This is a genomic window from Cyanobacteria bacterium QS_8_64_29, assembly GCA_003022125.1.
GTDB lineage: Bacteria > Cyanobacteriota > Cyanobacteriia > Cyanobacteriales > Rubidibacteraceae > QS-8-64-29.
The window spans coordinates 1-25,282 of the sequence record PXQH01000051.1 but is presented as its reverse complement, the minus strand read 5'-3'; the positions used below and the strand labels follow the sequence as shown (position 1 = coordinate 25,282).

Annotated in this window: 25 protein-coding genes and 3 pseudogenes; 19 read left to right on the top strand and 9 right to left on the bottom strand. The window is 62.9% G+C overall.

What is annotated here, in order from left to right:
• A pseudogene (locus BRC58_08420) lies at positions 1–1,243 on the top strand (heavy metal translocating P-type ATPase).
• Between the two features lie 6 nt (positions 1,244–1,249).
• Here BRC58_08420 and BRC58_08415 read toward each other — a convergent pair.
• The gene (locus BRC58_08415; GenBank protein PSP16722.1) at positions 1,250–2,542 is read right to left on the bottom strand and encodes an amino acid permease; all 1,293 of its coding nucleotides are present in this window, start codon (positions 2,540–2,542) and stop codon (positions 1,250–1,252) included.
• A gap of 269 nt (positions 2,543–2,811) precedes the next feature.
• On the opposite strand from BRC58_08415, the gene BRC58_08410 reads away from it, so the two are divergent.
• The 6 genes and pseudogenes from BRC58_08410 (at position 2,812) to BRC58_08385 (ending at position 7,535) form a co-directional block, all read left to right on the top strand.
• Positions 2,812–3,129, top strand: coding sequence for a hypothetical protein (locus BRC58_08410; protein ID PSP16721.1), 318 nt, complete (start codon positions 2,812–2,814; stop codon positions 3,127–3,129).
• Positions 3,126–4,614: pseudogene (locus tag BRC58_08405) on the top strand (copper oxidase). Before BRC58_08410 ends, BRC58_08405 begins: the two are co-directional and overlap by 4 nt.
• Positions 4,615–4,624: 10 nt before the next feature.
• Positions 4,625–5,326 carry a TVP38/TMEM64 family protein gene (locus BRC58_08400; protein ID PSP16720.1) on the top strand — a complete coding sequence of 234 codons (702 nt, stop codon included), beginning with the start codon at positions 4,625–4,627 and terminating at the stop codon, positions 5,324–5,326.
• A gap of 173 nt (positions 5,327–5,499) precedes the next feature.
• Positions 5,500–5,735, top strand: a pseudogene (locus tag BRC58_08395) (AbrB/MazE/SpoVT family DNA-binding domain-containing protein).
• Positions 5,735–6,079: an mRNA-degrading endonuclease gene (locus tag BRC58_08390; protein PSP16719.1), complete on the top strand. Its 345-nt coding sequence runs from the start codon at positions 5,735–5,737 to the stop codon at positions 6,077–6,079. Before BRC58_08395 ends, BRC58_08390 begins: the two are co-directional and overlap by 1 nt.
• A gap of 997 nt (positions 6,080–7,076) precedes the next feature.
• Complete coding sequence (locus BRC58_08385; protein PSP16718.1) at positions 7,077–7,535, top strand: DUF29 domain-containing protein; 459 nt, start codon at positions 7,077–7,079, stop codon at positions 7,533–7,535.
• 240 nt (positions 7,536–7,775) lie between these two features.
• On the opposite strand, the gene BRC58_08380 is transcribed toward BRC58_08385, so the two are convergent.
• A complete protein-coding gene (locus tag BRC58_08380; GenBank protein PSP16717.1) occupies positions 7,776–8,759 on the bottom strand; it encodes a hydroxyneurosporene methyltransferase in 984 nt (327 codons plus the stop codon).
• Between the two features lie 735 nt (positions 8,760–9,494).
• On the opposite strand from BRC58_08380, the gene BRC58_08375 reads away from it, so the two are divergent.
• A complete protein-coding gene (locus BRC58_08375; GenBank protein ID PSP16716.1) occupies positions 9,495–10,043 on the top strand; it encodes a peptidase C56 in 549 nt (182 codons plus the stop codon).
• A 208-nt stretch (positions 10,044–10,251) separates the two neighbouring features.
• On the opposite strand, the gene BRC58_08370 is transcribed toward BRC58_08375, so the two are convergent.
• The 3 genes from BRC58_08370 to mfd all read right to left on the bottom strand — a co-directional run bounded on the left by BRC58_08370 (position 10,252) and on the right by mfd (position 14,495).
• Positions 10,252–10,482 (bottom strand): hypothetical protein, encoded by a 231-nt coding sequence (locus tag BRC58_08370; protein PSP16715.1) that lies wholly within the window; start codon positions 10,480–10,482, stop codon positions 10,252–10,254.
• 209 nt (positions 10,483–10,691) lie between these two features.
• Positions 10,692–10,985, bottom strand: a complete 294-nt coding sequence (locus tag BRC58_08365; GenBank protein PSP16714.1) for a cupin — start codon at positions 10,983–10,985, stop codon at positions 10,692–10,694.
• Between the two features lie 15 nt (positions 10,986–11,000).
• The gene (mfd, locus tag BRC58_08360; GenBank protein PSP16713.1) at positions 11,001–14,495 is read right to left on the bottom strand and encodes a transcription-repair coupling factor; all 3,495 of its coding nucleotides are present in this window, start codon (positions 14,493–14,495) and stop codon (positions 11,001–11,003) included.
• Between the two features lie 117 nt (positions 14,496–14,612).
• On the opposite strand from mfd, the gene BRC58_08355 reads away from it, so the two are divergent.
• Together BRC58_08355 and BRC58_08350 are read left to right on the top strand one after the other, a co-directional pair.
• Positions 14,613–16,208 carry a molecular chaperone DnaK gene (locus tag BRC58_08355; GenBank protein PSP16712.1) on the top strand — a complete coding sequence of 532 codons (1,596 nt, stop codon included), beginning with the start codon at positions 14,613–14,615 and terminating at the stop codon, positions 16,206–16,208.
• Between the two features lie 85 nt (positions 16,209–16,293).
• A complete protein-coding gene (locus tag BRC58_08350) occupies positions 16,294–16,677 on the top strand; it encodes a hypothetical protein (GenBank protein PSP16711.1) in 384 nt (127 codons plus the stop codon).
• On the opposite strand, the gene BRC58_08345 is transcribed toward BRC58_08350, so the two are convergent.
• Entirely contained in the window at positions 16,668–17,471 is an 804-nt protein-coding gene (locus tag BRC58_08345) for a beta-propeller domain-containing protein, methanol dehydrogenase (protein PSP16710.1), read from the bottom strand. The genes BRC58_08350 and BRC58_08345 overlap by 10 nt on opposite strands.
• Before the next feature lie 156 nt (positions 17,472–17,627).
• On the opposite strand from BRC58_08345, the gene BRC58_08340 reads away from it, so the two are divergent.
• From BRC58_08340 to BRC58_08325, 4 genes are all read left to right on the top strand, one after another.
• The gene (locus tag BRC58_08340) at positions 17,628–18,143 is read left to right on the top strand and encodes a photosystem I reaction center protein subunit XI (GenBank protein ID PSP16709.1); all 516 of its coding nucleotides are present in this window, start codon (positions 17,628–17,630) and stop codon (positions 18,141–18,143) included.
• Between the two features lie 35 nt (positions 18,144–18,178).
• Positions 18,179–18,295 carry a photosystem I reaction center subunit VIII gene (locus tag BRC58_08335; GenBank protein PSP16708.1) on the top strand — a complete coding sequence of 39 codons (117 nt, stop codon included), beginning with the start codon at positions 18,179–18,181 and terminating at the stop codon, positions 18,293–18,295.
• A 78-nt stretch (positions 18,296–18,373) separates the two neighbouring features.
• Entirely contained in the window at positions 18,374–19,165 is a 792-nt protein-coding gene (locus BRC58_08330; protein ID PSP16707.1) for a hypothetical protein, read from the top strand.
• A 37-nt stretch (positions 19,166–19,202) separates the two neighbouring features.
• Complete coding sequence (locus BRC58_08325; GenBank protein ID PSP16706.1) at positions 19,203–19,418, top strand: hypothetical protein; 216 nt, start codon at positions 19,203–19,205, stop codon at positions 19,416–19,418.
• On the opposite strand, the gene BRC58_08320 is transcribed toward BRC58_08325, so the two are convergent.
• Entirely contained in the window at positions 19,415–19,672 is a 258-nt protein-coding gene (locus tag BRC58_08320) for a ferredoxin--nitrite reductase (protein PSP16705.1), read from the bottom strand. The genes BRC58_08325 and BRC58_08320 overlap by 4 nt on opposite strands.
• Positions 19,673–19,811: 139 nt before the next feature.
• Here BRC58_08320 and BRC58_08315 point away from each other — a divergent pair, with 139 nt between their 5' ends.
• The 4 genes from BRC58_08315 to BRC58_08300 are packed head-to-tail and all read left to right on the top strand — an operon-like array spanning position 19,812 to position 22,308.
• A complete protein-coding gene (locus tag BRC58_08315; GenBank protein PSP16704.1) occupies positions 19,812–20,252 on the top strand; it encodes a hypothetical protein in 441 nt (146 codons plus the stop codon).
• Positions 20,253–20,265: 13 nt separating this feature from the next.
• Positions 20,266–21,279, top strand: coding sequence for a paraslipin (locus BRC58_08310; protein PSP16703.1), 1,014 nt, complete (start codon positions 20,266–20,268; stop codon positions 21,277–21,279).
• A gap of 40 nt (positions 21,280–21,319) precedes the next feature.
• Complete coding sequence (locus BRC58_08305; GenBank protein PSP16702.1) at positions 21,320–21,601, top strand: phosphoribosylformylglycinamidine synthase subunit PurS; 282 nt, start codon at positions 21,320–21,322, stop codon at positions 21,599–21,601.
• The gene (locus BRC58_08300) at positions 21,598–22,308 is read left to right on the top strand and encodes a phosphoribosylformylglycinamidine synthase I (protein PSP16701.1); all 711 of its coding nucleotides are present in this window, start codon (positions 21,598–21,600) and stop codon (positions 22,306–22,308) included. Before BRC58_08305 ends, BRC58_08300 begins: the two co-directional genes overlap by 4 nt.
• On the opposite strand, the gene BRC58_08295 is transcribed toward BRC58_08300, so the two are convergent.
• On the bottom strand, positions 22,305–24,215 hold the full coding sequence (locus BRC58_08295) for a hypothetical protein (protein PSP16700.1): 1,911 nt from the start codon (positions 24,213–24,215) through the stop codon (positions 22,305–22,307). The genes BRC58_08300 and BRC58_08295 overlap by 4 nt on opposite strands.
• A 244-nt stretch (positions 24,216–24,459) precedes the next feature.
• Positions 24,460–24,918, bottom strand: a complete 459-nt coding sequence (locus tag BRC58_08290) for a hypothetical protein (GenBank protein ID PSP16699.1) — start codon at positions 24,916–24,918, stop codon at positions 24,460–24,462.
• 118 nt (positions 24,919–25,036) lie between these two features.
• On the opposite strand from BRC58_08290, the gene BRC58_08285 reads away from it, so the two are divergent.
• Positions 25,037–25,246: a hypothetical protein gene (locus BRC58_08285; GenBank protein ID PSP16698.1), complete on the top strand. Its 210-nt coding sequence runs from the start codon at positions 25,037–25,039 to the stop codon at positions 25,244–25,246.
• The last annotated feature ends 36 nt before the right edge of the window (positions 25,247–25,282 follow it).

Below are 25,282 nucleotides of genomic sequence, written 5' to 3'. Positions count from 1 at the left end.
TGCAGCAGGTGGCCCGGCAAGTAGAGGATGCGCGATCGCTCAAGCCTGGTGTCCTGCATTTGGTCGATGCCATCCTGCGCGTCTATACTCCCACCGTGCTGCTGGTGGCGTTGGGTGCAGGCTTGGCCTGGACGGTGGGCGCGCAGCTAGCGACTGGGAGCATCGATGCCATGCGCGCCATCTTTGCCAGCCTGGGCGTGCTGGTCATGGGCTATCCCTGCGCCATGGGGATTGCCGCGCCGCTGGCGATCGTGCGCGGCTCCGGGGAAGCCGCGGATCGCGGCATCATCATGCGCACCGGCGAGGCCTTCCAAACCCTGCGCCGGGTCTCGCACGTGCTGCTGGATAAAACCGGGACGCTTACTGTGGGCAAGCCGGGGGTACGCCGGTTGGCAGCGCTTCGCAGCGAGTCCGAGCTGTTGGAGGTGGCAGCAGCAGCCGAGGCCGCCTCCGAGCATCCGCTGGGCCGGGCCATTGTAGAAGCGGCGCTCGAGCGGGACCTGCTGCCGCCCTCAGCTGAAGAATTTGAGGCCATCTCGGGGGAAGGGGTCACCGCCCGCGTCCGCGGCCAGCAAGTGCTGGTGGGCAAGCCCGCCTTTTTGACCCAGCGCGGCATCGCGCTCGATGCCCTGCAAACTGAAATCGATGCGTTTGAAGAAGCCGGCCTGACCGCGATCGCGGTGGCGCAGGACAGCCAAGCCCTGGGCGCAATCGGGCTAGGGGACGCACTGCGCCCCGATGCTCAACAAGCCGTGGCGGCCATGAAGCAACAAGGCTTGGTGCCAGTGCTAGTCACCGGCGACAACGCTCGCACGGCAGCGCGCGTGGCTGCCCAGGTGGGCATCGAGCAGGTCCGCGCCGGCATCCGCCCCAACGATAAAGCCGATCTCGTCCGCGAGCTCCAGCAGCGCAGCCAGCACCGCGTGGCCATGGTGGGCGATGGCATCAACGATGCCCCGGCCCTGATGCAAGTAGATGTGGGCATTGCCATGGGCACCGGCACCGACATCGCCATCGAATCGGCCGATGTCATTATCGTGCCGTTGCTATTGCCTTTCTGTTCAACGGCATTGGCATCCCGGCAGCCACCACGGGCTTGGTCTATCCGGTTTGGGCGATGGTGGCCATGGCTGCCAGCGTTACCCTCATTTTTGCCAACTCCCTCTGGGGGCGGCCCTCGCTGCTGGTCAATGCCGTTCGCAGCGTGGGCAAACCGGCTTCCGCGCAGCGAGCGAGCCGCTAGCGTGCCTCAGCGCATCTGCTGGCGGATCGCCCGCCAGGCAAGGCCAACGCCAATGAGGGCCACGCCCAACAACCACACCGACTGCTCCACCCAAAAAGCCAGGAACAAGCACGAGGCCAGCCCTGCCCCCGAGATCCAGCGCGGGTAGAGGCGCTCGGCCGCTGATAGGCGCAGGGCTGCCCAGTTGGTCAGGGCGTAGTAGACCAAGACCGTAAAGGCGCTAAACGACCAGGTCACGCCCACATTGCCGCTGCTGGCAAAGACCGCGATCGCCAATCCCACCAGCAGGGTGGCGGCGGTAGGCGTCGTGCGGGCCGCGTCGAGGCGAGCCAGCGGGGCGGGCATGTCGCGCTTGCGCGCCATGGCCAGCAGCACCCGCGAGAGGCCCAAGATTAAATTCAGCAGCACGCCCAGCATGGCGGCGATGGCACCGAGCGACAGGATCTGCTCGCTGCCTGGGACGGCAAAGCGACGGGCGGCAACGGCCAGCGGGGCCGCAGCCTGGCCGGCAACCGGTTCCAGGGCCTCGGCCCCAACGGCCCCAATGCCAACAGCGGCCACGCTGAGATAAAGCACCATCACCACCACCATCGCTCCGATAATGGCGCGCGGGATGGTGCGGGACGGCTCGCGCACCTCCTCGCCCAGGGTGGCGATGCGCCCGTAGCCGGTATAGGCTACAAACATGAGGGCGCTGGCTTCCAACACGGCTGGCAGCGGCCGATCCGCCCCGCCCCAGACCGGTTGGAAGCGCTCGGCCCCGCCCGAGATGGCTAGCGGTAGGCCGGCAACAACAAAAAAGCCCAGCGAGAGCAGCGCAAGCCCCACGATGGCAATGTTGGCGCGGTTGGAGTAGCGCAACCCGGTCAAGACAATGGCCGTTAGCGCCGCGATCGCGCCCAGGGCAACCGGGACGACGGGGGCACTGCCCGGAACCTGAATGGCGTTGAGCGCGTAGCTGGCAAAGCCTAGGGCCGCCGTGGCGGCAGAGGCCGTCTTGGCGAGCAAAAACAGCCAGCCCGCGACAAAGCCCAACGTTGGGGTGAGGTAGCGATAGCCGTACTCGTAGGTCCCGCCGCTGACGGGATGGTTGGCCGCCAATTGGGCGCTGCTGAGGCCGTTGCAGGTGGCCACCAGGGCCCCAATGGCTACCGCTATTAGCGTGCCTGACCCGGCCGTGCCGGCGGCAACGCCAATGCTGACGAACACCCCTGTCCCCACGATGGAGCCCAGCCCCATCATGATGGCGCCGAAGGTCCCAAGCTCGCGCCGAAGGGATGGGGATGGTGGCGATGCCATGGTGCCCCCGCAAACCGTTGGGTCAAGTTTAAACGCTGCTGCTGCCCCAGACAGCCCAACAGCGGCTCGGCAGGCTGCAGGCCGTTTCCCCGCCGGATGGGCAACGATAGGAGACAGCAGTCCCATTGCTATTGCTGCGGTATCGCGATCAAACCTGAATCGTATTGGACGCGCCCTGCCGGCGGTGCTTAGCTTGCAAATAGGCCTGCTCGCTCGCAGGGGGGCGCAACCCCTATAGCTCGGTTTATTGGCAAGCAACGCTTTGCCATTTGCCTGGGGCTGACGCCGCTCAGGGCCTGGAGCACACCACTTACCTGGTGGTTGAATCGGGGCCCGAGTTCGCCCAATACGGTATCAAACCCATCTGCACGCACCGCGGCTGCACCGTGAATTGGGTGCCCGAGCAAGACCGCTTTATTTGCCCTTGTCACGGCTCGCAGTACGACGACAAAGGCCGGGTCGTTCGCGGGCCGGCCAAGGAACCGCCACCGCTGGCGACTGTGGTTGTCAAGCAAGGGCAGATCCGGCTGATCGAGCGGGCCCCCGGCGCCGATCCGCGGGTCAAAGATAGGAGCGCACTCAGATGAAGCGACGGCAGTTCATTGCCCTTACGGGGGCAGCCACGGCAGGCACGGTAGGCGCTGGCTACTTGGGCTGGCATGCTTGGAGGCAAGCGCGTCAGCCTTCGCCAACGCTCGCCCAGGGGATGGCGCAACACCGCAGCCAGAACGGTGTGCTCGATGTGTCGCTGGAAGCGCAGCAAGAGCGGGTCGCGCTAGCCGGGCGGCAAGCGCGCCTGATGAGCTTCAACGGCCGCGTCCCGGGGCCGCGCCTGGAAGTCGAGCCAGGGGATACGGTCCGCATCCGGTTTGCCAACCGCTTGGATGAGCCCACCAACTTGCACTATCACGGCCTGCACGTGCCCCCCAGCAGGCGTGCCGACAACGTGTTTGCGACCGTGCCTGCAGGCGAGCGCTTCGACTGCGAATTCCAAATCCCCAAGGACCATCCTGCCGGGACGTTTTGGTATCACCCCCACAAGCACGGTCGCGTGGCCCGGCAAGTCTTTGGCAGGCTCGCCGGCTTGCTGGTCGTGCGCGGGGAACTGGACCGCATTCCCGAGGTTCAAGCCGCACGCGAGCAATTCCTCGTCCTGAAAGACTTTGCGCTCGATGGCAACGGCGAGATCCAGCCGCCCGGTCGCATGGAGCGGCAGATGCGGGGGCGCAAGGGCGACCTCGTCACGGTCAACGGCGAAGCTGAGCCCCAGTTAACCCTGGAGCAGGGCGGTTTGCTGCGCCTGCGCTTGCTCAATGCCTCGGCGTCGCGCTTTTACCGCCTGCAGCTCGAGGGGCATTCGCTGCATCTCATTGCCACGGATGCGGGCGCGATCGAGCAGCCTGTCGAGCTATCCGAGCTGCTGCTGACCCCAGGCGAGCGCGCGGAAGTCTTGGTGCGCGGCGATCGCGAGCCGGGTGAGTACCGCCTGCGCAACTTCCCTGAGGAGCGCGACCGAGGGGGCATGATGGACGGCAGCGGCATGCAGGGGATGGGCATGATGGATGGCGGTTGCTGCGGGGGATCGGATAGTCCCCAAACGCTGGCGCGACTCACCTACAGCGGCCGGCGGCAGGCGCAACCACTGCCGCAAAAGCTGGCAAGCGTTCCGGCCCTCCCCGAGTCGCAGCGGGTCAGGCGTTTTGAGCTGGGCCACGGCATGGCGGACGGCGGCATGGCCTTTCACATCAACGGCCGGACCTTCGACGCGCAGCGCACCGACACCCAAGTGCCGCTCGATTCCATCGAGGACTGGGAAATTGCCAACGTCGGCATGGGCATGATGGGGTTCGACCATCCGTTTCACTTGCACACCAATCCCTTTCAGGTGGTGAGCCGCAACGGTCAAGCGCCGGCCTATCGGGCCTGGCAAGACACAGTCTTGGTACCCAGAAGACGAAACCATCCGGATCCGCATTCCCTTCCGGGACTTTGCCGGCAAGACGGTTTATCACTGCCACATCCTGGACCACGAAGATTTGGGCATGATGGGAAGCGTTCGCATGAACGCTTGAAGGCCCTCCCATGGGAGACCGCGGCTGCCAACGCTTGCGACGCCTATCGAGCCGCCGCAACGTGGCGCTGGCTGCCTTCCTGCTAGCCCTGTTGGCCTATGGCTCATTTGGCCCCCAGCCCGACTGGGCCTTGCTAACCCCCGAGGGGTTGGCTCGAAACGTTCGGAACTTGGGGCCGCTGGGACCGTTGCTCTATATTGGCGTTCTGGTCCTGTCGGTAATCGTGAGCCCCATTCCTGGGGCGCCTTTAGCCGTTGCAGCTGGCGCCATTTGGGGGCCTTTCCTGGCGGGTAGCTACACCGTCGCCGGTGGGTTTGCAGGCAGCCTGGTTGCTTACAGCATTGGCCTGACCCTGGGCCGCGGCGCCGTCCGCGCCTTGGTGGGCAAAACCATTTACTTCACCACGCAACGCGGTCAATGCTACGTGGGTTGGCTAATCTTTGTGACCCGGCTGCTGCCTGCACTGTCGTTCGATCTGGTGAGTTACGCCGCAGGGATTAGCGGTGTTGCGTGGCCTATCTACGCGATCGCGACCCTATTGGGCATGATGCCTTCCACGTTTCTGCTGACCTATGCAGGCGCTACCGTTAAGCTAGGGCACTTCTCGGGCCTGCTGCTGTCAGCGGGCTTGTTAGGGCTGATGTTGGGACTGCCCTGGGGAATCCGGCGCTATAACTGGCTGGGCTTGCGGGATGCCATCCGCCTGGCGTAAGCGTAGCGGCCCAAGGTGATCGCGCTTGCCTCCACAAAGAACATCCCCATTCGCTCGCGCTCGATGGTTGAATGATGACCGTTTGCGTAATATTAGAGTATTTATGCTTAGAGCCTGCATGGCGCCAAACCAGTTAGGATATACTTCGTATAAACTGTTCGAGCAAGGTCGCGATGGCAACAGTGCAGAAGTGGGGAAACAGCTTGGGCGTTCGATTCCCAAGGCAATGGCCGAGCAAGCTGGCCTGGCTGAAGGAACTCAGGTGAGCTGCGAGCTCGCTGGCGAGGAAATCGTCATTCGCAAGCAACGTCCCCACTATACGCTCGAGGAGTTGGTTGAGGGCATGAGCCCGGACAACGCTCATGCCGAGCTGGATTGGGGGTCGCCCGTGGGACAGGAGCACTGGTAGTGCGCGAGGGCATCCCCGAGCGCGGCGATATTGTCTGGGTAAGCTTCGATCCACAGCAGGGCCGAGAGCAGGCCGGGCATCGGCCGGCTCTGGTGCTGTCGCCGTATCGCTACAACGAGCGGGGCACGCTCCTGCTGGCGTGTCCAATAACGCGACAGATCAAGGGGTATCCCTGGGAAGTCAAACTGCCAGATGGTTTGGGAGCCCAAGGTGCCGTCTTGGCGGACCGGATTCGGGCGTTGGACTATCGAACCCGAACGGTGGAATTTTTCGAGCAGGCTCCCGGTGAGGTCATAGAGGATGTTCTGGCTAAGCTAGAACCTTTGCTTGGATGGGTATATTAATCCGAAAGCAGAATAGATTTTATACGAGAAGCGCCCCATACGTGACAGCTGGCCGCCTCAAGTGCAACAAGCAGGGAATTAGGGGCTTGGGCAGCAATTAGAGCAGCATTTGCTATCTCATATAGCAGTCGTAGACCACACGTGAACGGAGCTAGCTTGTTGGGCAAAACTCTGGGACTCTCTCGAATTGGGGATTGAAGCTCTCAGAGACAAGCCCACTTATCTGTTCACGATCCACGTGTTTCTGGTATAGAAATATTTATCTGCTCTTCTGACGATTGTCAATTGTGTCTCCATCTTTTACTGAAGGATCTGGCACGGGATTTTTATACTCTCTAGGATTGTAGTTTTCAGGAAGTTGTCCTGGATATGTGACAGGTTATCCCTCAGGTGGTTCTGCCGGACCTGGTGATTTGACAGGGACTTCATCACTGGGTTTATCACGTATCATCATATAGCAAAAACACGTGTATCGTGAACAGGTAAGTGGGCTTGCCTTTGGGAACTTTAATTCCCACTTCGAGAGGATTCTAGAGCTTTGCCAACAAGCTAACTCCGTTCACATCCAGTCTAAGACTGCTATATCATCGTTCGGAAGCTCTCCTCGTCGTTTAAGCTCTTTATATTTTTCTATATGAAGTCCTGGCTTTGATGGTTCTGGGTTATTGATGTCGCCAAAAATAACTTCGCCAGTATCATAAACTCGTTTTTCTTTGTCTTCTCGGATGAGCTTTCGTTCGCCCGTTTGTTCTTCGCTAGACGATGTGTTTGTATTTTGCGCTGAAATACCAAAAGGAGTCAACAAAATTGCCGCTAAACCTATAGAGGAAAGTAAGGTTGATTTTCGCGCAAACATATTTTTGTCTTAAATAATCGTCGTCACCAATCAATTATTTTAACATGATTCTGCACTTACCCTATTAAGCAAAATCAGAGAGTCAGAGTAACGCAGCGTTCCCCTAACGCTAGGATCTCGGCAGCGTACTGGTTCAAGCCCATGCACGAGACAAAGCCCGCCAACCTGGCTCAGCTCTACGAAACGGACTACGCCCGCTGGTTGGATGAGGCCATCGAGCGGCTCAAGGCGCGCGAGTTCGACGCGCTGGATCTCCCCAACTTAATTGAGGAGCTGGCCGACATGGGCCGCAACGAACGGCGGGCGCTAGCGAGCAACTTGCGCGTTTTCCTGCAACATCTGCTCAAGTGGGTCTACCAGCCCGAGCAACGGACCTCGAGCTGGCGCAGCAGCATCATCGAGCACCGCGAGCGCATCCAAGAGCAGCTAGCGGATAGCCCCAGCCTCAAGCCTTACTTGGCACAACAGTTCGAGCGACAGTACACCAAGGCTCGCAAGCTAGCGGCTTCGGATACCGACCTGCCATTAGAGCGCTTCCCAGCCAAGCCGCCGTTCAGTACCGAGCAGGTTCTCGACGAGACCTTCTTGCCCGAGCCCTAGAGACATTCACCTTCCGGTTCCGATAGAGCGGGCACCTCTTAGAGCCGATTGGCTGCTTTGCGCCGGATGCCGCAGCAGCTACACCGCTTGGGCCTCAATCGCGCTCATCAGCACCCCATCGTCCGCGTGGGTCTTCACCCGCTCCCAGCCTGATACCAATTTGAGAAGCGGATGCACGCTCGCCAAAGAACATGACTCCCATATTGAGGGAGCTTCGGAAATCGAAATCTAGTGCATAAGCTACGAAGATTGGTATGACTTGGCAAAAAGCTCGTCGTACTCCTCCACCGTCCGTTCCCGGCCCGTTGTGGCCAGCATCATATGCATGTCGAAAAGCTTTGAGAGGTGCGAGCGGTCGGGCCCAGGGATGACGAGCTCGCAGACGAACAGCCGAGCCCCTTCTGAGACCGCCTGGCGGATGGACGAGAGGATCTGGATGCATTCGTCATCGGACCAGTCGTGGAGGATGTGCTTCATCAGGTAGGCATCGGCTGAGGGGACCCCCTCAAAGAAGTCCCCCACGACAAAATCCACTCGGTCCGTGAGCCCCATCTGCTCGTGCCGATGCCCTTCCTGAGCGTTGACAACCTCGGAGAGCTCTAGGACGGTCCCGCGGGTCCCAGGTGCGTCCTCTAGGAGCGTGCAGAGCAGGTGACCGTGGCCGCCGCCAACGTCGCAGACGTGCTCCACATCCTCAAACGCCTTGTCTCCGAGGAGCGCTTTTACCTGCGCGGACTCGAGACGCGAGAGGCTCGTCATGGCCTCGTTGAACCGCTGCGCGTAGGCGGGATCCTGCTCCAGATGGGCAAAAACGTCGTGACCGAACTCCCGCTGGAAGCCGTTGGGCGGCACCCCCTCGCGGACTAGGTTGCCGAGGTACTTCCAGACCTCGTAGTGAGCCGGCCCTTCCTCCAGGCGGGCTACGCCTCTCAAAGACATCGGATGATCCTCAAGCAGGAGTTCCCCAGCCTCCGTGAGGGAGAAGCAATGCTTCTCGTCCTCGGCCAAGAGGCCCAGGCTGGCGAGGGCCCGCATCAGCCGGTAGGCGCCCTGTCTGTCCAGGGCACGCTCCTGGGCCACCGCGCCGGCGGGCTGGGGCTCGTCGGTTCCCTTGAGGGCCTCAAAAACTCCGAGCTCAACCCCGGTGTAGAGAATTCTCGTGGCTTGTGCACTAGATTTCGATCTCCGAACCCTCCTCAATATGGGGATTATGCCGCTTGGCAAGCGTGCATCCGCTGCTCAAATTGGTATCAGGCATCGCTTACTTTTCCTAGGGCGGCGTCATCTCCTTAGGATAAGCGACCGCTTGTGGGGGCTCGGCCTCTTAGAACGGCGTGCTCTACACGTTCTCATGCGGTTAGATATGGAAGTCCACGTACCAGGGCATGTTGCGTGTGGTTTCCATTCAGTTGATATCTCTAAGAACTGGAGACCGTTGATCGGGATAGCGAAACGGCACTCAGCGATCCAGCCGAACGCCCCTTTGGAACCGGGCAGGTCAGTTTGCTGGAAGTGCTATAGCTGGGGCAATTGTCCACCCCCGAAACATTGCGCCACTGCTAGGGCAATACTGGTACCGGTTGGCGGCGCCAACAGAGCCGATGCGAGCCATAATTTTGATAGAGCTGTGCGATTGCTAGGCACCTCAAGAGTGCATGCCACGGCCCGCACGCTCGCCAGCGTTTCTAAGGACATCGTTTGCGCTGAATGCGGCAACTTGCGTTGTGCTTTTTGGAATGCGCAAGCACTTTGTTGGTAACAATTTTAAACAGAGTTAACCGAGTTCTCTTAGCGTACAAGCTCCAATCTTGGTCATCTTTAAACTCGCCCATACAGTGGTGTAGCGCGGCAGTCACCGTTAGCAGTCCGAGCGCGCGTCAGGGGCAGTAGCGTTGACAGGCCTACCCGCACACGTTAAGTTGCGCTACAAAAGCAGTGACCGATTGGGAGGCGCGAGCCATGAAGCGGGCCGTCATTATTATTGGTAACGGTTTTGAAGATTCCGAATGCCTCTATCCGTTCTATCGGTTGCAAGAAGCCGGTTTTAGCATGGATGTGGCGACCAAGGGGCAAGCGCCTGTCGCTGGCAAGCACGGCATCCCCATGACGCCCACGGTGGATGCGGAGGCCATCCGGGCCGAAGATTACGATATGGCCGTTATCCCCGGGGGGCATGAGTCCCCCGATCGGGTGCGCTCGATCAACAACGTCAAACAATTCCTGCAGGCACTCAACCAGCAGGGCAAGATCGTCACGACGATTTGCCACGGCGGTTGGGTGCTGGCCTCAGCCGGCATTGTCAACGACCGCCAGCTCACCTGCCATCCCAACTGCAAGGATGACCTGGTTAATGCCGGCGCTCACTACGAAGAAACGGCCGTCCGAGTGGATCGCAACATTATCTCCTCGCCGCACTATCGCCACAATGCCGAGTGGATGCGCGAGACGCTCGAGCAGTACGAGAAGTTGAACCAGCCTGCCACCACGGCTGCTGGGGCTAGCACCTAAAAGCGGCCACTTTCCCCACGCGATCGCATCTGGCCGGTAGGGAATTGGCTTGCTTGCCCCTACCGGCCTTGTTGACGAGGAGTGCGCCCGCTTCTCAAGCGCCCTGATCGCATCGCGCGCTACGAGCGTGGCGGAACCTTGCTTGACTGCACGCAACTGGGGATGGCTATGGGCGATCGCCACCAGGCGCCCTCTAGCCCCTGAGGCGCTACGGGATGCAGGCAAAGTTGTCTTCCGAGAGCCGAGCTTCACCAAAACCAGGGATCCAGGCCACCCACTGGCGATCGGCTTGCTGGCACAGCAGCAGGGCTTCGTCGTGGCCGTACGGGCTGGGCAGTGCGCGCAGCTGCACCCAGCAGTCGGGGGCTGGGTAGCGGCATTGGGTTGGTGCCGGTGCGGGAGCAACCGTTCGTTGGGGCGGGGAGATGGTCGCAGTCATGTCGCAATGATGGGAATGCTTCCCGGCTTGGGTTGCAACCGTTGCAGCCACTAGCTTTTTTTATTATCACGTAACAAACGCTACATCACGGCAAGTTTTGGTAGCGTTTGTTACAAAAATTTATGCCCGGCTTGGGCTGCCGGGCAGGGAAAGCGCAGTTCTGACTTGGGCAGCGTCCGTGCTGCGGGCATGTAGGCCCTGGAGCAGCGCTAGCCCAGCTGGAAGTGCTTGGTCACGGGCTGGCGGATGGTCCAGGTGCAGCGCATGCCTTGGGGAAAGGTCACCAGGTCGCCTTGCCCCATCTCCACCGGACTGCCGCCTTCGGGCGTAACGACGACATCCCCCTGGCGGAAGTAGCAGGTCTCGCGCTCGTCGTAGTGCCAGGGGAACTCGGAGGCTTCTTTGCTCCAGGTGGGCCAGTCGTAAACCCCCAGTTCCTGCAGGCGCGCTTCGCTGGGTTGGCGCTCGATGGTGATGTTTTGATCCGTCACAGTCTGGGTCATGGCAACCTCCCAACGCTACTGCTGGCTTGCGCTTAGGGCCGGTTCGGCTAGGGCGCCTTGCATTTTGCCAAACCACTCGATCAGCGTCTCAATCTGCTGGTCCACTTTAATGGCGCCCAGCCCGCGCACGGTGACCCGGCCGGGGGCGTAGACAAAGCGCCCTTGCAAGTGCTCGGGCAGGTTTTGCTGCAGCCGCTTCCAGGCGGGCTCCTCCATGGCGGTCTCTAGGACCAAATTCTGCTTGCCCTCGGGCTTGATGCGGCCAAAGCCCAGCGACTTGGCCAACTGCTTGAGCTCCATCACCCGCAGCAGCTGCTGCGCCGGGGCCGGAATGGGGCCGTAGCGATCGCTCCAGTCGGCGGCAATTTGGGCGAGCGCCTGCGCGTTGCCGGCTGCGGCCACGGCGCGGTAGGCATCCATTTTCTGGGCCGTATCCGGCATGTAGTCGGAGGGGACGAATGCCGTCAGGTTGAGATCGATCTGGGTGTCCTCGACCTGCGGGATGTCGCGCCCCTGCATCTCTTGCAGGGCCTCTTGCAGCATGCTCATGTAGAGGTCAAAGCCCACCGCCTCCATTTGACCGGATTGCTTGGATCCCAGCAGCTCGCCCACGCCGCGGATCTCCATATCCCGCATGGCGAGCTGGTAGCCCGAGCCCAGCTGGGTAAACTCTTGCAGGGCGCGCAGGCGCTTGCGCGCCACATCCGAGAGCTGCTGCTGGCTGGGATAGAGCAGCCAAGCATGGGCCTGCACCCCGGAGCGGCCCACGCGGCCGCGCAGCTGGTAGAGCTGCGACAGCCCGAAGGTGTGGGCGTCCTCAATCGCGATGGTGTTGACCCGCGGGATGTCGAGCCCGGACTCGATGATGGTGGTGCAGGCCAGCACGTCCGCTTCGCCGTTGTTAAACGACAGCATGGTGGCCTCGAGCTCGCCCTCCGGCATCTGCCCGTGGGCGATCGCCACTCGCACCCCCGGCAGCATTTGGCGCAGCTGGGCGGCTGCCTCCTCAATGCCCTCCACGTGCGGCACCACGTAGAAAGCTTGCCCGCCGCGATCGAGCTCGTTGCGGATAGCGGTGCGCACCACCTCGGAATCGTACGGGGATAGGTGCGTCTCGATGGGGCGCCGCGAGGGGGGTGGGGTGGTGATGAGGCTCATCTCGCGGATGCCCGAGAGCGACATGTAGAGGGTGCGCGGAATGGGGGTGGCTGTCAGCGTGAGCACATCCACCTGGCTTTTGAGATTTTTGATCTTTTCTTTTTGGTTGACCCCAAAGCGCTGCTCCTCATCCACCACCAGCAGGCCCAAATCGCGGAATTGGACGTTTTTGCCCAGCAGTTGGTGGGTGCCCACCACCACATCCAGCTCGCCAGTAGCCAACTGCTGCAGGATGCGCTTGCGCTCCTCGGCCGTGCGGAAGCGATTGAGCAACCCAATCTCGATGGGATAGGGGGCAAAGCGCTCTTTGAGGGTGTGGTAGTGCTGCTGAGTGAGGACGGTGGTGGGCGCCAAAAAGGCCACCTGCTTGCCGGCGGCGGTGATGGTTTTGAACATTGCCCGGACGGCAACCTCGGTTTTGCCAAAGCCCACATCGCCACACACCAAGCGGTCCATGGGGCGATCGCTCTCCAGGTCCTGCTTGACTTCCTGAGTCGCTTTTTGCTGGTCCGGGGTGAGCGGATAGGGGAATGACTCTTCGAGCTCCGCTTGCCAAGGGGTGTCCGGCGGGCAGGCCGCCCCGGATTGCTGGGAGCGCTTGGCGTAGAGCTCCAGCAGATCCACCGCCAGCTTCTGCACCGACTTGCGCGCTTTTTCTTTGCTGCGCTGCCACGATTTGCCCGACATGCGGTTGAGCTCGGGGGGGCGCTTGCCGGTGCGGCGAAAGCGCGACAGCAGCTCCACGGCATCGGCTGGCACGCGCAGCAAGCCGTCTTCGTACTGCACCACCATGTACTCGCGGTTGTGCCAGCTCTCTAGGCGCAGGAACTTGCCCACGCCGTGGTTGGTGTGGACCACGTAGTCGCCCGGGCGAAGCTTGTTGAGATCGAGCTGCTGGGAGCTAGCGCGGCGGCGCTTGCGCACGTAGCCGGGCGTGGCGAGCGCGTGCTGGCCGAAAAACTCGCGATCGGTCACCACCACGATGCGGAAGCTGGGCAGAATAAAGCCCGCCACCTCGGCCAGGCCGGAGTACTTGAGGGCGGCGGGCACCCCCTGGCTCTGGAGCTTGTCGATCGCGGGGTAGTCCTGGGGATTGGGCACGAACTGGGCCGGACAGTCGTGCTCTTGCAGCAGCGAGACCGTGCGCGAGGGTTGGGCCGAGATCAGCCAGGCGGCGTAGTTTTGCAGCGTCGTTCCCGAGAAGACCTCGCGCTGGCCGCGCAGCAGCTCTGCCAGCTTGCCGAATTGGTGTGGGGTGGTCGGGATGGGGCGGCTGGCCAGGTTGACGGCGCCATCGCCCTGCTCGGCGATCTCGCTCAGCGACAGCTGCGGCCGCTCGCCGGCTTCCGCCAGCGAGGCATCGAAGGAGCGGTGCAGCGGGGGCAGCTCGGCCTCGAGTTGCTGCCATTGATCGCGGGCATGCTCGAGCCAGCTCTCGCTGTGGGCGCGGCACTGGGCGGGCTCATCAATTGCGACCAGCGTTCGCTCGGGCAGATAAGCCAGCAGCGAGGCCGGCTGCTCGAAGGCCAAGCCCAGAAAGCGCCGCATGCCTTGGGGCCACTGCCCGGCTTCTCGGGCCTCGCGCGCTTGCTGGGAGAGGTGCGCCGCCACCAGGCCATCCCAGTCCAGGCGATCACCAATAGTGGGTGCCAACCGCGTGGGGGTCAGCACCACGCGCTCCAGTGGCTCCAGTGATCGCTGGCTGCTGGGATCGAACTCGCGCAGCTGCTCCAGCTCGTCGCCAAACCACTCCAAGCGCACCGGCAGCTCGGCCGAGACCGGGTAGACATCGATCAAGTCGCCGCGGCGCCCCCACTGCCCCTCGGCTTCCACCAGCGAGACGCGCTCGTAGCCCAGCTGCGTCAGGCGCTGCTCCAGGGTTTTGAGGTCGTAGCTGCTGCCCTGGGCCAGCGACAGGCAGTACTGGCTGAAGGCCTCGGGCGGCGGCAAGTGGGGTTGCAGGGCGCGCTCGGTGGCCACCACCGCCAGCTGGCCCTGCCGGGCGCGCTCGGGCTGGGTGACGGCATCGGCCAGGATTTGCATCTGGCCCCAGCGCAGCTCGGATTCGGGATCGTGGGGCTCGTAGGGCGAGGCCTCGGTGGTGGGATAGAACTGCACTGTGGGCCAGTTGGCGGCTTCCAGCTGCGCCGCCCAGCGCCCGGCCTCCTCCAGGGTGGGGCAGACCACCAGCAGGGGGCGTTCGGCGTTTTGAGCCAGTGCCGAGGCCACCAAGCCCTTGGGCAGCCGCTGCGCGCCGTTGAGCGCTAGCGTGCCGCGCTGCTCGAGCGTGGCGCTCAGCTCCCGACCCAGCTGCGAGCGCCCCATCGCCCGAACCAGGGATGCAAACGCCATGACCCGTCCCTCGCTTGCGCGCCTCCCTAGCGGATCGTGCCAGCTACAGCAGGCGGGCGTCGCGGCTTAGTGCCGGCGTTGCGATACGCTACCCAGAAGCAGCGACCCGCGCAGCGCATGGCAGTCGCCATCGATTTTGGAACCAGCAACACCGCAATCGCGCGTTGGAACCCGGCCAGCGAAGCGGGCGAGGCTGTCCCGCTGAGCGAGCTGTCGCAGCAGCTGGGGAACAACCCGCCGCTAGTCCCCAGCCTGGTCTATATCAACGACGCCAGCAGCGGCCGCGTCACAGTGGGCCAAGCCGTGCGCGATCGCGGCTGGGACCGCGCCGACGACCCGCGCTTTTTTAGCGGTTTCAAGCGCGGCATCGGCACCGAGGTCCAGGGGTTTTTGCCCCAGCTGGACGGCCAGGTTGTGGATTTCGAGCGCGTCGGGCAGTGGTTTTTGAGCGCCCTGACCGAGCGCCTCGATGCCGCCGATGCCGATTCGCTGGTGCTGACGGTGCCGGTGGATAGCTTTGAGGCCTACCGCCGCTGGCTCGCGCGGGCTTGCCAGGCCCTGCCGGTGGAGCGGGTGCGCATGCTGGATGAGCCCACCGCGGCTGCCCTGGGCTATGGCACCACCGATGGGGACGTGCTGCTAGTGCTGGATATGGGCGGCGGCACGGTGGATCTCTCGCTGGTGCAGCTCAACTTGGAGCGCCGCGGCAGCGGGCAGCCGCTGGGGTTCGTGCTCAAGTGGGGCGAGCGCCTGCTGGGCGAGCGATCGGCCCAACGCGCCCGGACGGCCCGGACGCTGGCCAAAGCGGGCGAGAACGTGGGCGGCGAGGACATCGACCGGTGGCTGCTGGAGCACTTTGCCCGCGAGCAAGCGCTACCCCAGAACGCGCTTACGGCGCGCCTAGTCGAGCGCCTCAAGGTCACCCTCTCCGAGCGTGATCGCGCCCGGGAGAACTACTTTGACGACACCACGCTGGATAGCTACTCGCTCGCGCTCGATCGCCCCACCTTCGAGGGCATCCTGAGCCAGCAGGGCTTGTTCGAGCGCCTGGAGGCGCTCACCTCGCAGGTGCTGCAGCAAGGGCGGCGCAGCGGCATCGAGGCCGCCGACATCGACGGCGTGCTGCTGGTGGGCGGGACCACCTGCATCCCCGCCATCCGCCAGTGGGTGCAATCGTATTTCCCCAGCGACAAGGTCTATGCCCATCGGCCCTTTACGGCTACGGCAACGGGCGCACTGCAGCTGGCGCGCGGCATCGAGCTCAAAGACTTTCTCTACCACAGCTACGGCATCCGCTACTGGAACCACCGCGAGAACGGCCACAGCTGGCACCCCATCGTTCGCGCCGGCCGGCCCTATCCCACCGAGCGCCCCATCGAGCTCAAGCTGGGGGCCTCGCTGGAGAACCAACCCAGCATCGAGCTGATCGTGGGCGAGATGGGCGCCGATGGCAGCAGCCGCACCGAGGTCTGCTTGGACGGCAACCGCCTGGTGACGCGCTCGCTCGAGGCGCCCCAAGCCCAGGTCCGCCCGCTCAACGATCGCGAGGGCGCGCGCACCATTGCCCGGCTCGATCCGCTAGGGTCCCCCGGGCGCGACCGGGTCAAGGTGCAGTTTCGGGTGGATGCGCAGCGCACCCTGCGGCTCACCGTCGAGGATCTGCTCACCGAGCGGGTGCTGCTGCAAGACTGCGCCGTCGTTGAGCTGAGCTAGCCCGGCGCGACAGTGGTAAAATGGATTACCTTAGGCTGGCTCGTGCCGGCATGCAGCGAGTTGAGGAACCTGCATTCCCAACAACATGCACCAGATCCAACCGTCTCGAGCCGCAATCGACAGCGATCTCTCCCAGCGCCCGCTCTCGCTCGATCCGGGCGGTTACTTTATTATTTATCTCGATTGGGAGCGGCAGCTGATCTGCGCCCAGCACTACGCCAATGCCATCGACGAGCAAGGGTTCGCCGCCGACCCCGAGACTGGCGAGCGCTTGCCCGCCAAGGGCTCGAGCCCGCGCTCCACCCAGACCCTCTACACCGGCCGCACGGCCAAAGAACTGTGCGTGGCCATCTTCGAGCGCGCCGACCCACCCCCAGTGACGGCACTCGATCACGCTGCTTACCTGGGGCGCGAGTTCGTCCGGGCCGAGCGCGCCCTAGCCGAGGGCAGCGAGTACGTTCAGGACTGATCCCCGTAGAGCGCGTAGGCCAAAAACGCGGCCATGGGCACGATGGTGAGCACCACCAGCAGCGGCCGGCGAATGTAGGCAAAGTAGGTGCCCATGGGGATGAGGGTCGCCGCGATCAGCAAGCCGCCCACCCAGAGGGCCGCGTTCTGGGTATCGGTCTCTTCGGATTTGGCAAAGGTGCTCTCGGTGTCGATGGTGGCTTCCACCTCGGGCGGGCCGGGATCGGGGTCGCCTGTTAGGACGGCGCTGAGGCGATCGCGGGCATCCAGAAAGGCCTGGTTGTAGTTGTTGCCACTGCGGATGGGCACGCCCATGGTGTCGGCAACGATGCTCTCGGCAACCCCCTCGCCCAGCTGAGCGCGGGCCCGCTCGCCCGTGCGGATGGCGCAGTCGTTGCTGAGCGTATCCAGCACCAGCAGCACCTGCCGGGCGCGCTCGCTGGCATCGGGGTACCAGCGCTGGAAGAGCTCATCGGCAAAGCTATCGACGGTCTCGCCGTAATCCAGGCCCCGCACGGTGACTGCGCGCACTTCCCGGCCGGTCTCGCGCGCCAAGCGCTCGAAGGCATCGCTGAGCTTACCTTCGTTGACCGGACTCAACACGTCAGCGCGATCGACGACCCAGCTGGCGCTACCTGCCGGCAGCCGGGGCAGATCGGCGGCGCTCGTTGCCGCCGCCGGCGCGGCTGCGCCCAAGGCTACCCCAATGGCTAGCACTACGGGCAGGATGAGGCGTTGCAGCGGCCGCTCGGCCGTCAGTGCCACCCGCATGGGCTTTGCGATCACTTCCTTCATTTATAGCGATGGTAGCCGAATCGGGCACGCGAGCGGCTGGTGCCAGCCATGAAGTTTCGTTAACTGAGGGGACGGCGCCTGCAAGCGGCCCCCAGTCCCTCTCCTAAAATAGGGGGCAAATCCAGACACGTGGCGATCCCCAGAGGAGTAGCGACCATGGCCGATCCCCGAGATACCGAACTGATTCAGCCCTACGGGGGCGACATCTTCACCGGCCATTTGGCAACGCCGGTCTCGGCTTCCAACTTGACCCGCACCTTTGTCAGCAACCTGCCCGCTTATCGGCGCGGCATCTCGCCCATCCTGCGCGGCCTAGAAATCGGCATGGCGCACGGTTACTTTGTCATCGGGCCTTGGGTGCTGCTGGGGCCGCTGCGCAACTCGCCCGAGAACGCCAACTTGGGCGGCCTGATGGCGGGCATCGGTCTGATCCTGATTGCGACGGCCGCCCTGTCGGCCTACGGCTTGGTGTCGTTTCCGGCTGACAACTCGGCAGCGGACTACGTCAAAAACGACGAGCGCACCCCTGAGGCCCTCAAAACCATCCAAGGCTGGAGCCAGCTGACCGCCGGCTTCTTCATGGGCGCTACCGGCGGTGCGTTTGTGGCCTACTTCCTGCTGGAGAACTTCGACAGCCTGGATGCCATGCTGCGCGGCGCCGTCAATAGCTAACTGCTCCTTTGTCGAACGCAACGAGGAAACCCGTTATGTCAGGCGAATACGCTGCCTCCTTCCTGCCGTGGATTTTGGTGCCGGCGGTGGGCTTGCTCCTGCCGGCGGTCACCATGGGCTTGCTGTTTATCTACATCGAGCGCGAAGCCTAGCCGCAACGGCGAGGCACCCTTGCCCATAGCCGGCCTGCCCCACCTGCGGGTGGGGCAGGCGCGCGATCAGGGCCTGCCATGTTTTTGCTGCTGTCCAAGCTGCTCCCGCCGCTGGTTTATCCGGCGGGGCTGGCGACAGTCCTGCTGGTGGCTGCCGCCATTGTGGGCTGGAAGCGCCCGCGCTGGAGCCTGCCCCCGCTGGCCGTGGCACTGGGGGTGCTGCTGCTAGCCGGCAACGGCTGGGTCAACCACGCCCTGCTGCGATTGCTGGAGCGGCAGCACGTGCCGCCTGGGGAGCTACCTGAGGCCGAGGCCATCGTGCTGTTGGGCGGCTCGCTGCAACCGGCGAGCCCGCCGCGGCCCATGGTGGGCCTCTCCGAGGCCGGCGACCGGGTCCTCTATGCCGCCCGGCTCTACCGCGACGGCAAAGCCAGTCCGGTCATTGCCAGCGGCGGCCGCATCGGCTGGCTAAGCGGCGCCCGGCCGGAGGCAGCGGACATGGCGCGCCTGTTGCGTTTTATGGGCGTTCCTGCCACCGCCATCGTCACCGAGACCGAAGCGCTCAACACCCACCAAAACGCCACTCGCGTGCGCGCCATTCTGGCGCGGCGCGGCATCGAGCGCGTGCTGTTGGTGACCTCAGCGCTGCACATGCCGCGCGCGCTGGGTGCCTTCCGCCAGCAAGGGATTGAGGCCGTCCCAGCCCCCACCGACTTTTTGGCCACCCCCGCCGAGCGCCGCGCCCTCAACCGCAGCGTTGCCGCCAGCGTGCTGGCCCTACTTCCAGACGCCGAGCGCCTCAAGACCTCCACCCAGGCGCTCAAAGAGTACCTGGGCCTAGCGGTCTACTGGCTGCGCGGCTGGATCTAGACTGGTGCGCGAGTGGGCCTATCGCGGCAGGTTCCCCATGGAAGAACGCCCGGATCGCAGCGCCCGGACGCCACCCATGGCGCCCGAAATTCTGCTCGACTACCGCCTGGCTTGGGAGTGCCGCACGCGCGAGGCGCACCGCCAGTACTGCGACTGGTACCGGCGTGCCGCGCGCCAGCACCGGCAAGAGCTGGCGCGCATGCGTGGGGATCCGGATCTGTTGGGCTGGATGCTGCGCTGGCGCCGGCGTTAGTCCTGGGCCTCTGACCCCTCAGCTTCGGCGCTAGCCACCCACTCGAGCTCGTCCTCGTGCAGGTGGGCTTTAAATTTCTTTTCGAATTTGACCCGAATGGGGAAGTTGGCGCTCACCGGCCGCCCCTGCCATTCGGTGACGATCGCCTCGACGCTACCTTCCATACCCTGGATGTCGAGCGGCTGCTGTCGGTGCTGGGGATGGTGGTACACGATCACCGACGTTTTGACCCGAACGCGATCGCCAACTTGCATAAACAGCGCGTGCTCTAAATGTCAGGGGCAGCCCTCAAGCCGGCTGGGCGGCTGCCCCCCGCGTTGGTCTTCTCATTCTCGCATGGCAGTGGTCCCGCACTCGGCCCGCCGAGGCTAGGATGGAGCCGCCGCGATCGCGATGCCCGCTCCCATGGATCCGCCGCTGCTGTGGCTCATTGCCGGGGCGCTGCTTTGCCTAACGGAGGCAGTGGTGCCCAATGCCTTCGTTACGTTCATGATGGGGGTGGGCGCGTTCCTGACCGCGGGCGTGGCGCTGCTGGTGCCCTCGGTGGGAGTTCAGGTTGCGATCTGGTTGGGGCTATCGGTGCTGCTGGTGGCGCTCGCGCTGCGCTTTCTGCGCGGCGGCCGCCAAGCGGCCTCGCTCAAAGAAGCCGACGAAGCCGAAACCCTGACCGAGATCCCGCCCGGCCAAACCGGCCGCGTGCTGTACGAGGGCAACTCCTGGCGCGCCCAGTGCGGCTCGGAAGGCGAAGCGATCGCGGCCCGGCAGAAGGTTTACGTCCTGCGCCGGGAAGGCAACACGCTGATCGTGCTGCCGCTGCACCTGTTGCGATCGTAGGAGAAAGGCTGCCATGAACCCGCTTTATTTGCTGTTGGTCTTGCTGCTGGGCGGGCCCATCGCCGCCAGCTCGCTGCGCATCATCCGCACCAAAAACGAGGCCCTGGTGGAGCGCCTGGGCACCTACAACCGCAAGCTCAATGCCGGGCTCAACTTTGTCGTCCCGGTGGTCGACAACGTGGTATTTAAAGAGACCACGCGCGAGAAGGTCATCGACATCCAGCCTCAGCGCTGCGTCACCCGCGACAACGTCTCCATTGAGGCCGATGCGGTGGTCTACTGGCAGATCGTGGATATGGAAAAAGCCTACTACCGCGTCGAGGACCTGCAGCGCGCCATCAAAAACCTGGTGCTGACCCAAATCCGCTCGGAGATGGGCAAGCTCGAGCTGGACCAAACCTTTACCGCGCGCACTGAAATCAACGAGGCACTGCTGCAGGAGCTGGATGTGTCCACCGACCCCTGGGGGGTCAAAGTCACCCGGGTGGAGGTGCGCGACATTACCCCCTCCAAAGCCGTGCTGGATTCGATGGAGCAGCAGATGGCGGCCGAGCGCGAAAAGCGGGCCGCCATTCTCAAATCCGAAGGCGAGCGGGACTCGGCGATCAATTCCGCCAAGGGCCGCTCCGAGGCCCGCGTTTTGGATGCCGAGGCCAGCAAAAAAGCCGACATCCTGCAGGCTGAGGCCGAGCAGCAGCAGCAGGCGCTGCGCGCCCAGGGCACGGCCGAGGCCATCCACACCATTACCGACAAGCTGCGCAGCGATCCCAACGCCCGCGAGGCGCTGCAGTTTCTAATGACCCAGAACTATCTGGAGATGGGCAAAACCATCGGCAGCAGCGACAGCAGCAAGGTCCTGTTTGCCGACCCGCGCAACATTTTCTCCACCCTGGAGGGCATGCGCACCATCCTGGACGACAGCAGCAGCGCGATCGCCCAATCGGGCGGGGAGCCCGAGCGGCAAACCACCGACCCGGCCCCTAGCGACGCCCGCACCCCCGACAGCGAGCGCTCGCTGCAGGCCTAGCGCCCGCTACAATGGCCCCCGTCGCGCGCCCCGGCCAGCCGTGCCCCAACGCTACCTCGCCCACGTCTATGTCACCCTGCGCTCCGCCGTGCTCGACCCGGCCGGGTCGGCGGTCTGCGCCAGCTTGCAGCAGCTGGGCTACGAGGAAGTGGAGCAAGTGCGCACGGGCAAATACATTTGCCTGACCCTCACCGCCGAGAGCGAGGCCCAGGCGCGCGAGCGCTTGGCGCCCATGTGCGATCGCTTGCTAGCCAATCCCACCATCGAGCACTACCGCTTCGAGCTGGAGCGGGTCCCCAGCAGCGCTTCGGTGCCGTCATGAAATTTGGCGTCGTCGTTTTCCCCGGCTCCAACTGTGATCGCGATGTCGCCTACGTTACCCGCGATCTGCTGGGGCAGCCCACGCGGTTGGTGTGGCACCAGGACACCGACCTCAGCGATCTGGATGTCGTGGTGCTGCCGGGGGGGTTTAGCTACGGCGACTACCTGCGCTGCGGCGCGATCGCGCGCTTCTCGGCCGTTATGCCCAGCGTGGTGGCCCACGCCCGGGCCGGCAAGGCGGTGCTGGGCATCTGCAACGGCTTCCAGATCCTGACCGAGGCGGGGCTGCTGCCTGGCGCGCTCATCCGCAACCGGGACTTGCACTTTATCTGCGATCGCGTGCCGGTGCGCGTCGAGCGGTCCGATACGCTCTGGACGCGGGCTTACGCGCCCGGCCAGTGCGTGACGCTGCCCATCGCCCACGGCGAGGGCCGCTACTATGCCGATGCCGAGACCCTAGCAGCCCTAGAAGGCAACGGCCAGATCCTGTTTCGCTACTGCACCCCTGCTGGCGAAGCAAGCGACGCGGGCAACCCCAACGGCTCGCTGGGCAACATCGCCGGCATTACCAATCCCACCGGCAACGTGCTGGGGCTGATGCCGCATCCCGAGCGCGCCTCAGACCCAGTCCTGGGCGGTACGGACGGCCGCGCGCTGTTTGAGGGCTTGCTGGCTGCAACGCCAGATGCCGTTGCTGCTCAAGGCTAGTCGGGCGTGGGCGTTCCGTTCAACAAGTTAAAACGAACGCCAATGCGGCTTTCGTCGCCCGGAAGGGCCGATACCCCCTGCAAACCGCGATCGCTGAGCGAATTCGTCCAATAGAGCTCGAGCGCATAGGTGCTGTTTCCGGCCGGGAACAGTTGCCGGACGCCCAGCGTATAAACCGGCGTATCGCCCGAAATGTTGATGCCTCGTCCGGCAACCGAGCCTTCCTGGAACTGGTTGTCGCCCCCAATAATGGGTGTAAAGTCAGCCATTAGCTGGGTAGTGTCGGTGATGTTGTAGTGCGCGCCGGCCGTTACGGCAAAAACGTTAGGCAGTCCAATGAATTGCGCTGGGACGACCAAGCGAGGCGTTACCGTCAGACCAAAATCAGAAGGTGAAGTGTCGGCAGTCGGGCTATAGCTCAACGGCAGATCGGCGTAGAATGCCAGGTTCGTTCCAGTGAAACCGGCGAGCCCCAGTAGCCCTGCTGAGATGGAAGCTGAAAAATCGTTCTGGGCCGTGTTGTCAATTAGCGACAGCCGCGCTAGTCCTGAGAACTCCCGCTTGAAGTTCTCATTATCTTCTGTTCGGCTCCAGCTCAGGTCAATTTCAAAATCATCCAGCAGGCCCAAGCGCAGGGCAGGCGAAATTTGGCCCGACGATCCGGTCGTTCTGAGCTGGTAGAGTATGCTGTTGATGGGCAAGACCGTGCTAGGCGAGCCATTAATAGGGCTCCAGAAGGCTTGAGGTTCTGGGTAGGAATCCCGTACCGATATTTGATAGCGCCCTGTCAAATCGGGCAAGTAGGTGAAGTCGAGCCCAATCCCCCAATCACCGCCGGGCTGCGCCAATAGGTTGGACGGGGCAGCCGCCGCAGGCCCAAAGCGATTGGTGGTAAACAGTCTTGCGGCCACGCGCGGGTTGGGTGCAACGCGAACGCCAGCGTTCCAAACAATATTTTGCGCGAACAGCGAGTTGTCTCCGCCCTCGTCCGCAACATTTTGTCCGGCCAGGATGGGCGTAACATCGGCTGCTAGCTGGACTTTGGGCGTCAGCGAGTAATCGGCACCAATTCCTAAGCCCGCAACTGTGCCGTAGTAATCGAGCGTTTGCTCCTGGTGATCGAAGCCAATGTTGGTATTGTCAAGTGTGGCAGCATTGCCGCGAGTCCGAATGACCGAGATTTCCTCTGGAAAGAAACTGACTTGGGGGTTAAGGTGAACGCGTGCGCGATCGCTCAGCTCGTAAGACACGGGGGCAGCAAGACTGAAGTAAATGGATTCGTCTTTGGCCAGTAAGGCTCCTGCATTGGCTGGGAAGCTAGTCGTTACGTCGCTGAAGTTGGCAAAGGCAACTTGGCGAGCGTTGCGATCGTCAAAAAACTCCGATAAGTTATTAGACGGAACTGTCCGGACGGGGAATTCAAATCCCGCCACGAGCGAGCTATCGAGGCGTTCTCGATCCAAAAATTGCCACTTGAGCTGTACCGGTAGCCCCCCATAAATAAACGAGGAAGACGAGCTGTCGCCAGTCACGTTTTGAAAGATCGTGTCGTCTTTACCCGTCAGAAAGAGGCTAAGCTGGAGAGCGTCAGTTATGCCGTAATCAAGGCCAAAGCGCAAGTCGTTACTGCGATTGGCTTCGCCGCCTCTAACAGCACGCTGGCCTTGCGGGTTATTAAACGAGGTGCCACCAGCATGGAGCATCAACTCCGTTGCTTGCAGCGTGGTCCCCGTTTCAAAGCCAAACAGGCGATGCATGGGGCGCTCTAGCGGTGAGGGAGCAAACGCCTGTTGCTGCTGTTGCGACTGCTGCGATTCTGCAGCCGGGATGCGCTGGCTAAGCTGTTTCTTGGCTTGACCGTCAGCCGCCTGAGCGAGCCAGGATGGCTGCCAGCTAAAGTCTTCCACAGACAGCGCATCAATCTTGCCCAGTCGTTCGGCACCAACTGAATAACTGATCTCTCCTGCTTGAGCGGGACTCGCGGCCACTGTAAAGGTTGTTCCCAAACTTCCCAAGCAAGTTGCCCAAACGGCAATCCTAGAGAATGGATAAAACATTCGGAGCTCCTTACACCACTCAATCCATACTAGCGAGTTCGAGCTTCTCCCTGGGCAACTCTCGCAATTCAGCCCCCTCAAGCGCCGAATTGACCTATTGGGCCTTTGCGGGGTCAGAGACTTGAGCCGAGCGAGGCTCCCATTCCCGGGCGAGTTGTTGGGCTTTTTCAATCTCGGATTGAGCCATCTGAGACTTCAATGCTTCGCGATTTTGGATGGCCCGCTCGCGGTATTTGGACTGAGAGAGCTGCGAGACGGCCAACTCGTACCACTTGTAGGCTTGTACTCGGTCTTGGGATACGCCGTGACCGTTTTCGTACATGACGCCAAGGTTATTCTGTGCTTGGGTATCCCCTTGTTGGGCGGCGTGGCGGTACCACTTCACTGCCTGCTCGTAATCCTGCGGCACCCCTCGCCCCAAGTCGTACATGAAGCCTAAGTCGTGCTGGGCTTGGGCGTCTCCCTGCTCGGCTGCCCGACGGTACCATTGCACGGCCTGAGTGTCGTTTTGCGGCACGCCTTGCCCTAATACCAATCCTCGTAGTTTATGCACTAGATCGCGATCCCCGAAGCTCCCTCAATATGGGAGTCATGTTCTTTGGTGAGCGTGCATCCGCTGCTCAAATTGGTATGACCGCTTGCCCGCGAAAGTACATGGCCCCAAGCTGGTATTGGGCCTGGGCGTTGCCCCCTTGGGCGCGGCTGCGGAGGTCTTGCCGGGCATCCTCAGCGCTGCCGCGCTGGTCTTTGGGAGGCTCGGCTGGGCCCCAGCCCCGAGGACGCTTGCCATCGCAAGGGGGATGGCTACAGCTACTGCCCGCAATCAACGCACCCAGTTATACCAATTTGAGCAGCGGATGCACGCTCACCAAAGAACATGACTCCCATATTGAGGGAGCTTCGGGGATCGCGATCTA

Excerpts from the sequence above, each read along its gene's own strand:
- BRC58_08340 (PSP16709.1), top strand. The coding sequence starts at position 17,628 with ATGGCCGATCCCCGAGATACCGAACTGATTCAGCCCTACGGGGGCGAC.
- BRC58_08325 (PSP16706.1), top strand. The coding sequence starts at position 19,203 with ATGGAAGAACGCCCGGATCGCAGCGCCCGGACGCCACCCATGGCGCCC.
- BRC58_08330 (PSP16707.1), top strand. The coding sequence starts at position 18,374 with ATGTTTTTGCTGCTGTCCAAGCTGCTCCCGCCGCTGGTTTATCCGGCG.
- BRC58_08300 (PSP16701.1), top strand. The coding sequence starts at position 21,598 with ATGAAATTTGGCGTCGTCGTTTTCCCCGGCTCCAACTGTGATCGCGAT.
- BRC58_08355 (PSP16712.1), top strand. The coding sequence starts at position 14,613 with ATGGCAGTCGCCATCGATTTTGGAACCAGCAACACCGCAATCGCGCGT.
- BRC58_08385 (PSP16718.1), top strand. The coding sequence starts at position 7,077 with ATGCACGAGACAAAGCCCGCCAACCTGGCTCAGCTCTACGAAACGGAC.
- BRC58_08315 (PSP16704.1), top strand. The coding sequence starts at position 19,812 with ATGCCCGCTCCCATGGATCCGCCGCTGCTGTGGCTCATTGCCGGGGCG.
- BRC58_08320 (PSP16705.1), bottom strand. The coding sequence starts at position 19,672 with ATGCAAGTTGGCGATCGCGTTCGGGTCAAAACGTCGGTGATCGTGTAC.
- BRC58_08400 (PSP16720.1), top strand. The coding sequence starts at position 4,625 with ATGGGAGACCGCGGCTGCCAACGCTTGCGACGCCTATCGAGCCGCCGC.
- BRC58_08415 (PSP16722.1), bottom strand. The coding sequence starts at position 2,542 with ATGGCATCGCCACCATCCCCATCCCTTCGGCGCGAGCTTGGGACCTTC.
- BRC58_08345 (PSP16710.1), bottom strand. The coding sequence starts at position 17,471 with ATGAAGGAAGTGATCGCAAAGCCCATGCGGGTGGCACTGACGGCCGAG.
- BRC58_08350 (PSP16711.1), top strand. The coding sequence starts at position 16,294 with ATGCACCAGATCCAACCGTCTCGAGCCGCAATCGACAGCGATCTCTCC.
- mfd (PSP16713.1), bottom strand. The coding sequence starts at position 14,495 with ATGGCGTTTGCATCCCTGGTTCGGGCGATGGGGCGCTCGCAGCTGGGT.
- BRC58_08335 (PSP16708.1), top strand. The coding sequence starts at position 18,179 with ATGTCAGGCGAATACGCTGCCTCCTTCCTGCCGTGGATTTTGGTGCCG.
- BRC58_08365 (PSP16714.1), bottom strand. The coding sequence starts at position 10,985 with ATGACCCAGACTGTGACGGATCAAAACATCACCATCGAGCGCCAACCC.
- BRC58_08370 (PSP16715.1), bottom strand. The coding sequence starts at position 10,482 with ATGACTGCGACCATCTCCCCGCCCCAACGAACGGTTGCTCCCGCACCG.
- BRC58_08375 (PSP16716.1), top strand. The coding sequence starts at position 9,495 with ATGAAGCGGGCCGTCATTATTATTGGTAACGGTTTTGAAGATTCCGAA.
- BRC58_08310 (PSP16703.1), top strand. The coding sequence starts at position 20,266 with ATGAACCCGCTTTATTTGCTGTTGGTCTTGCTGCTGGGCGGGCCCATC.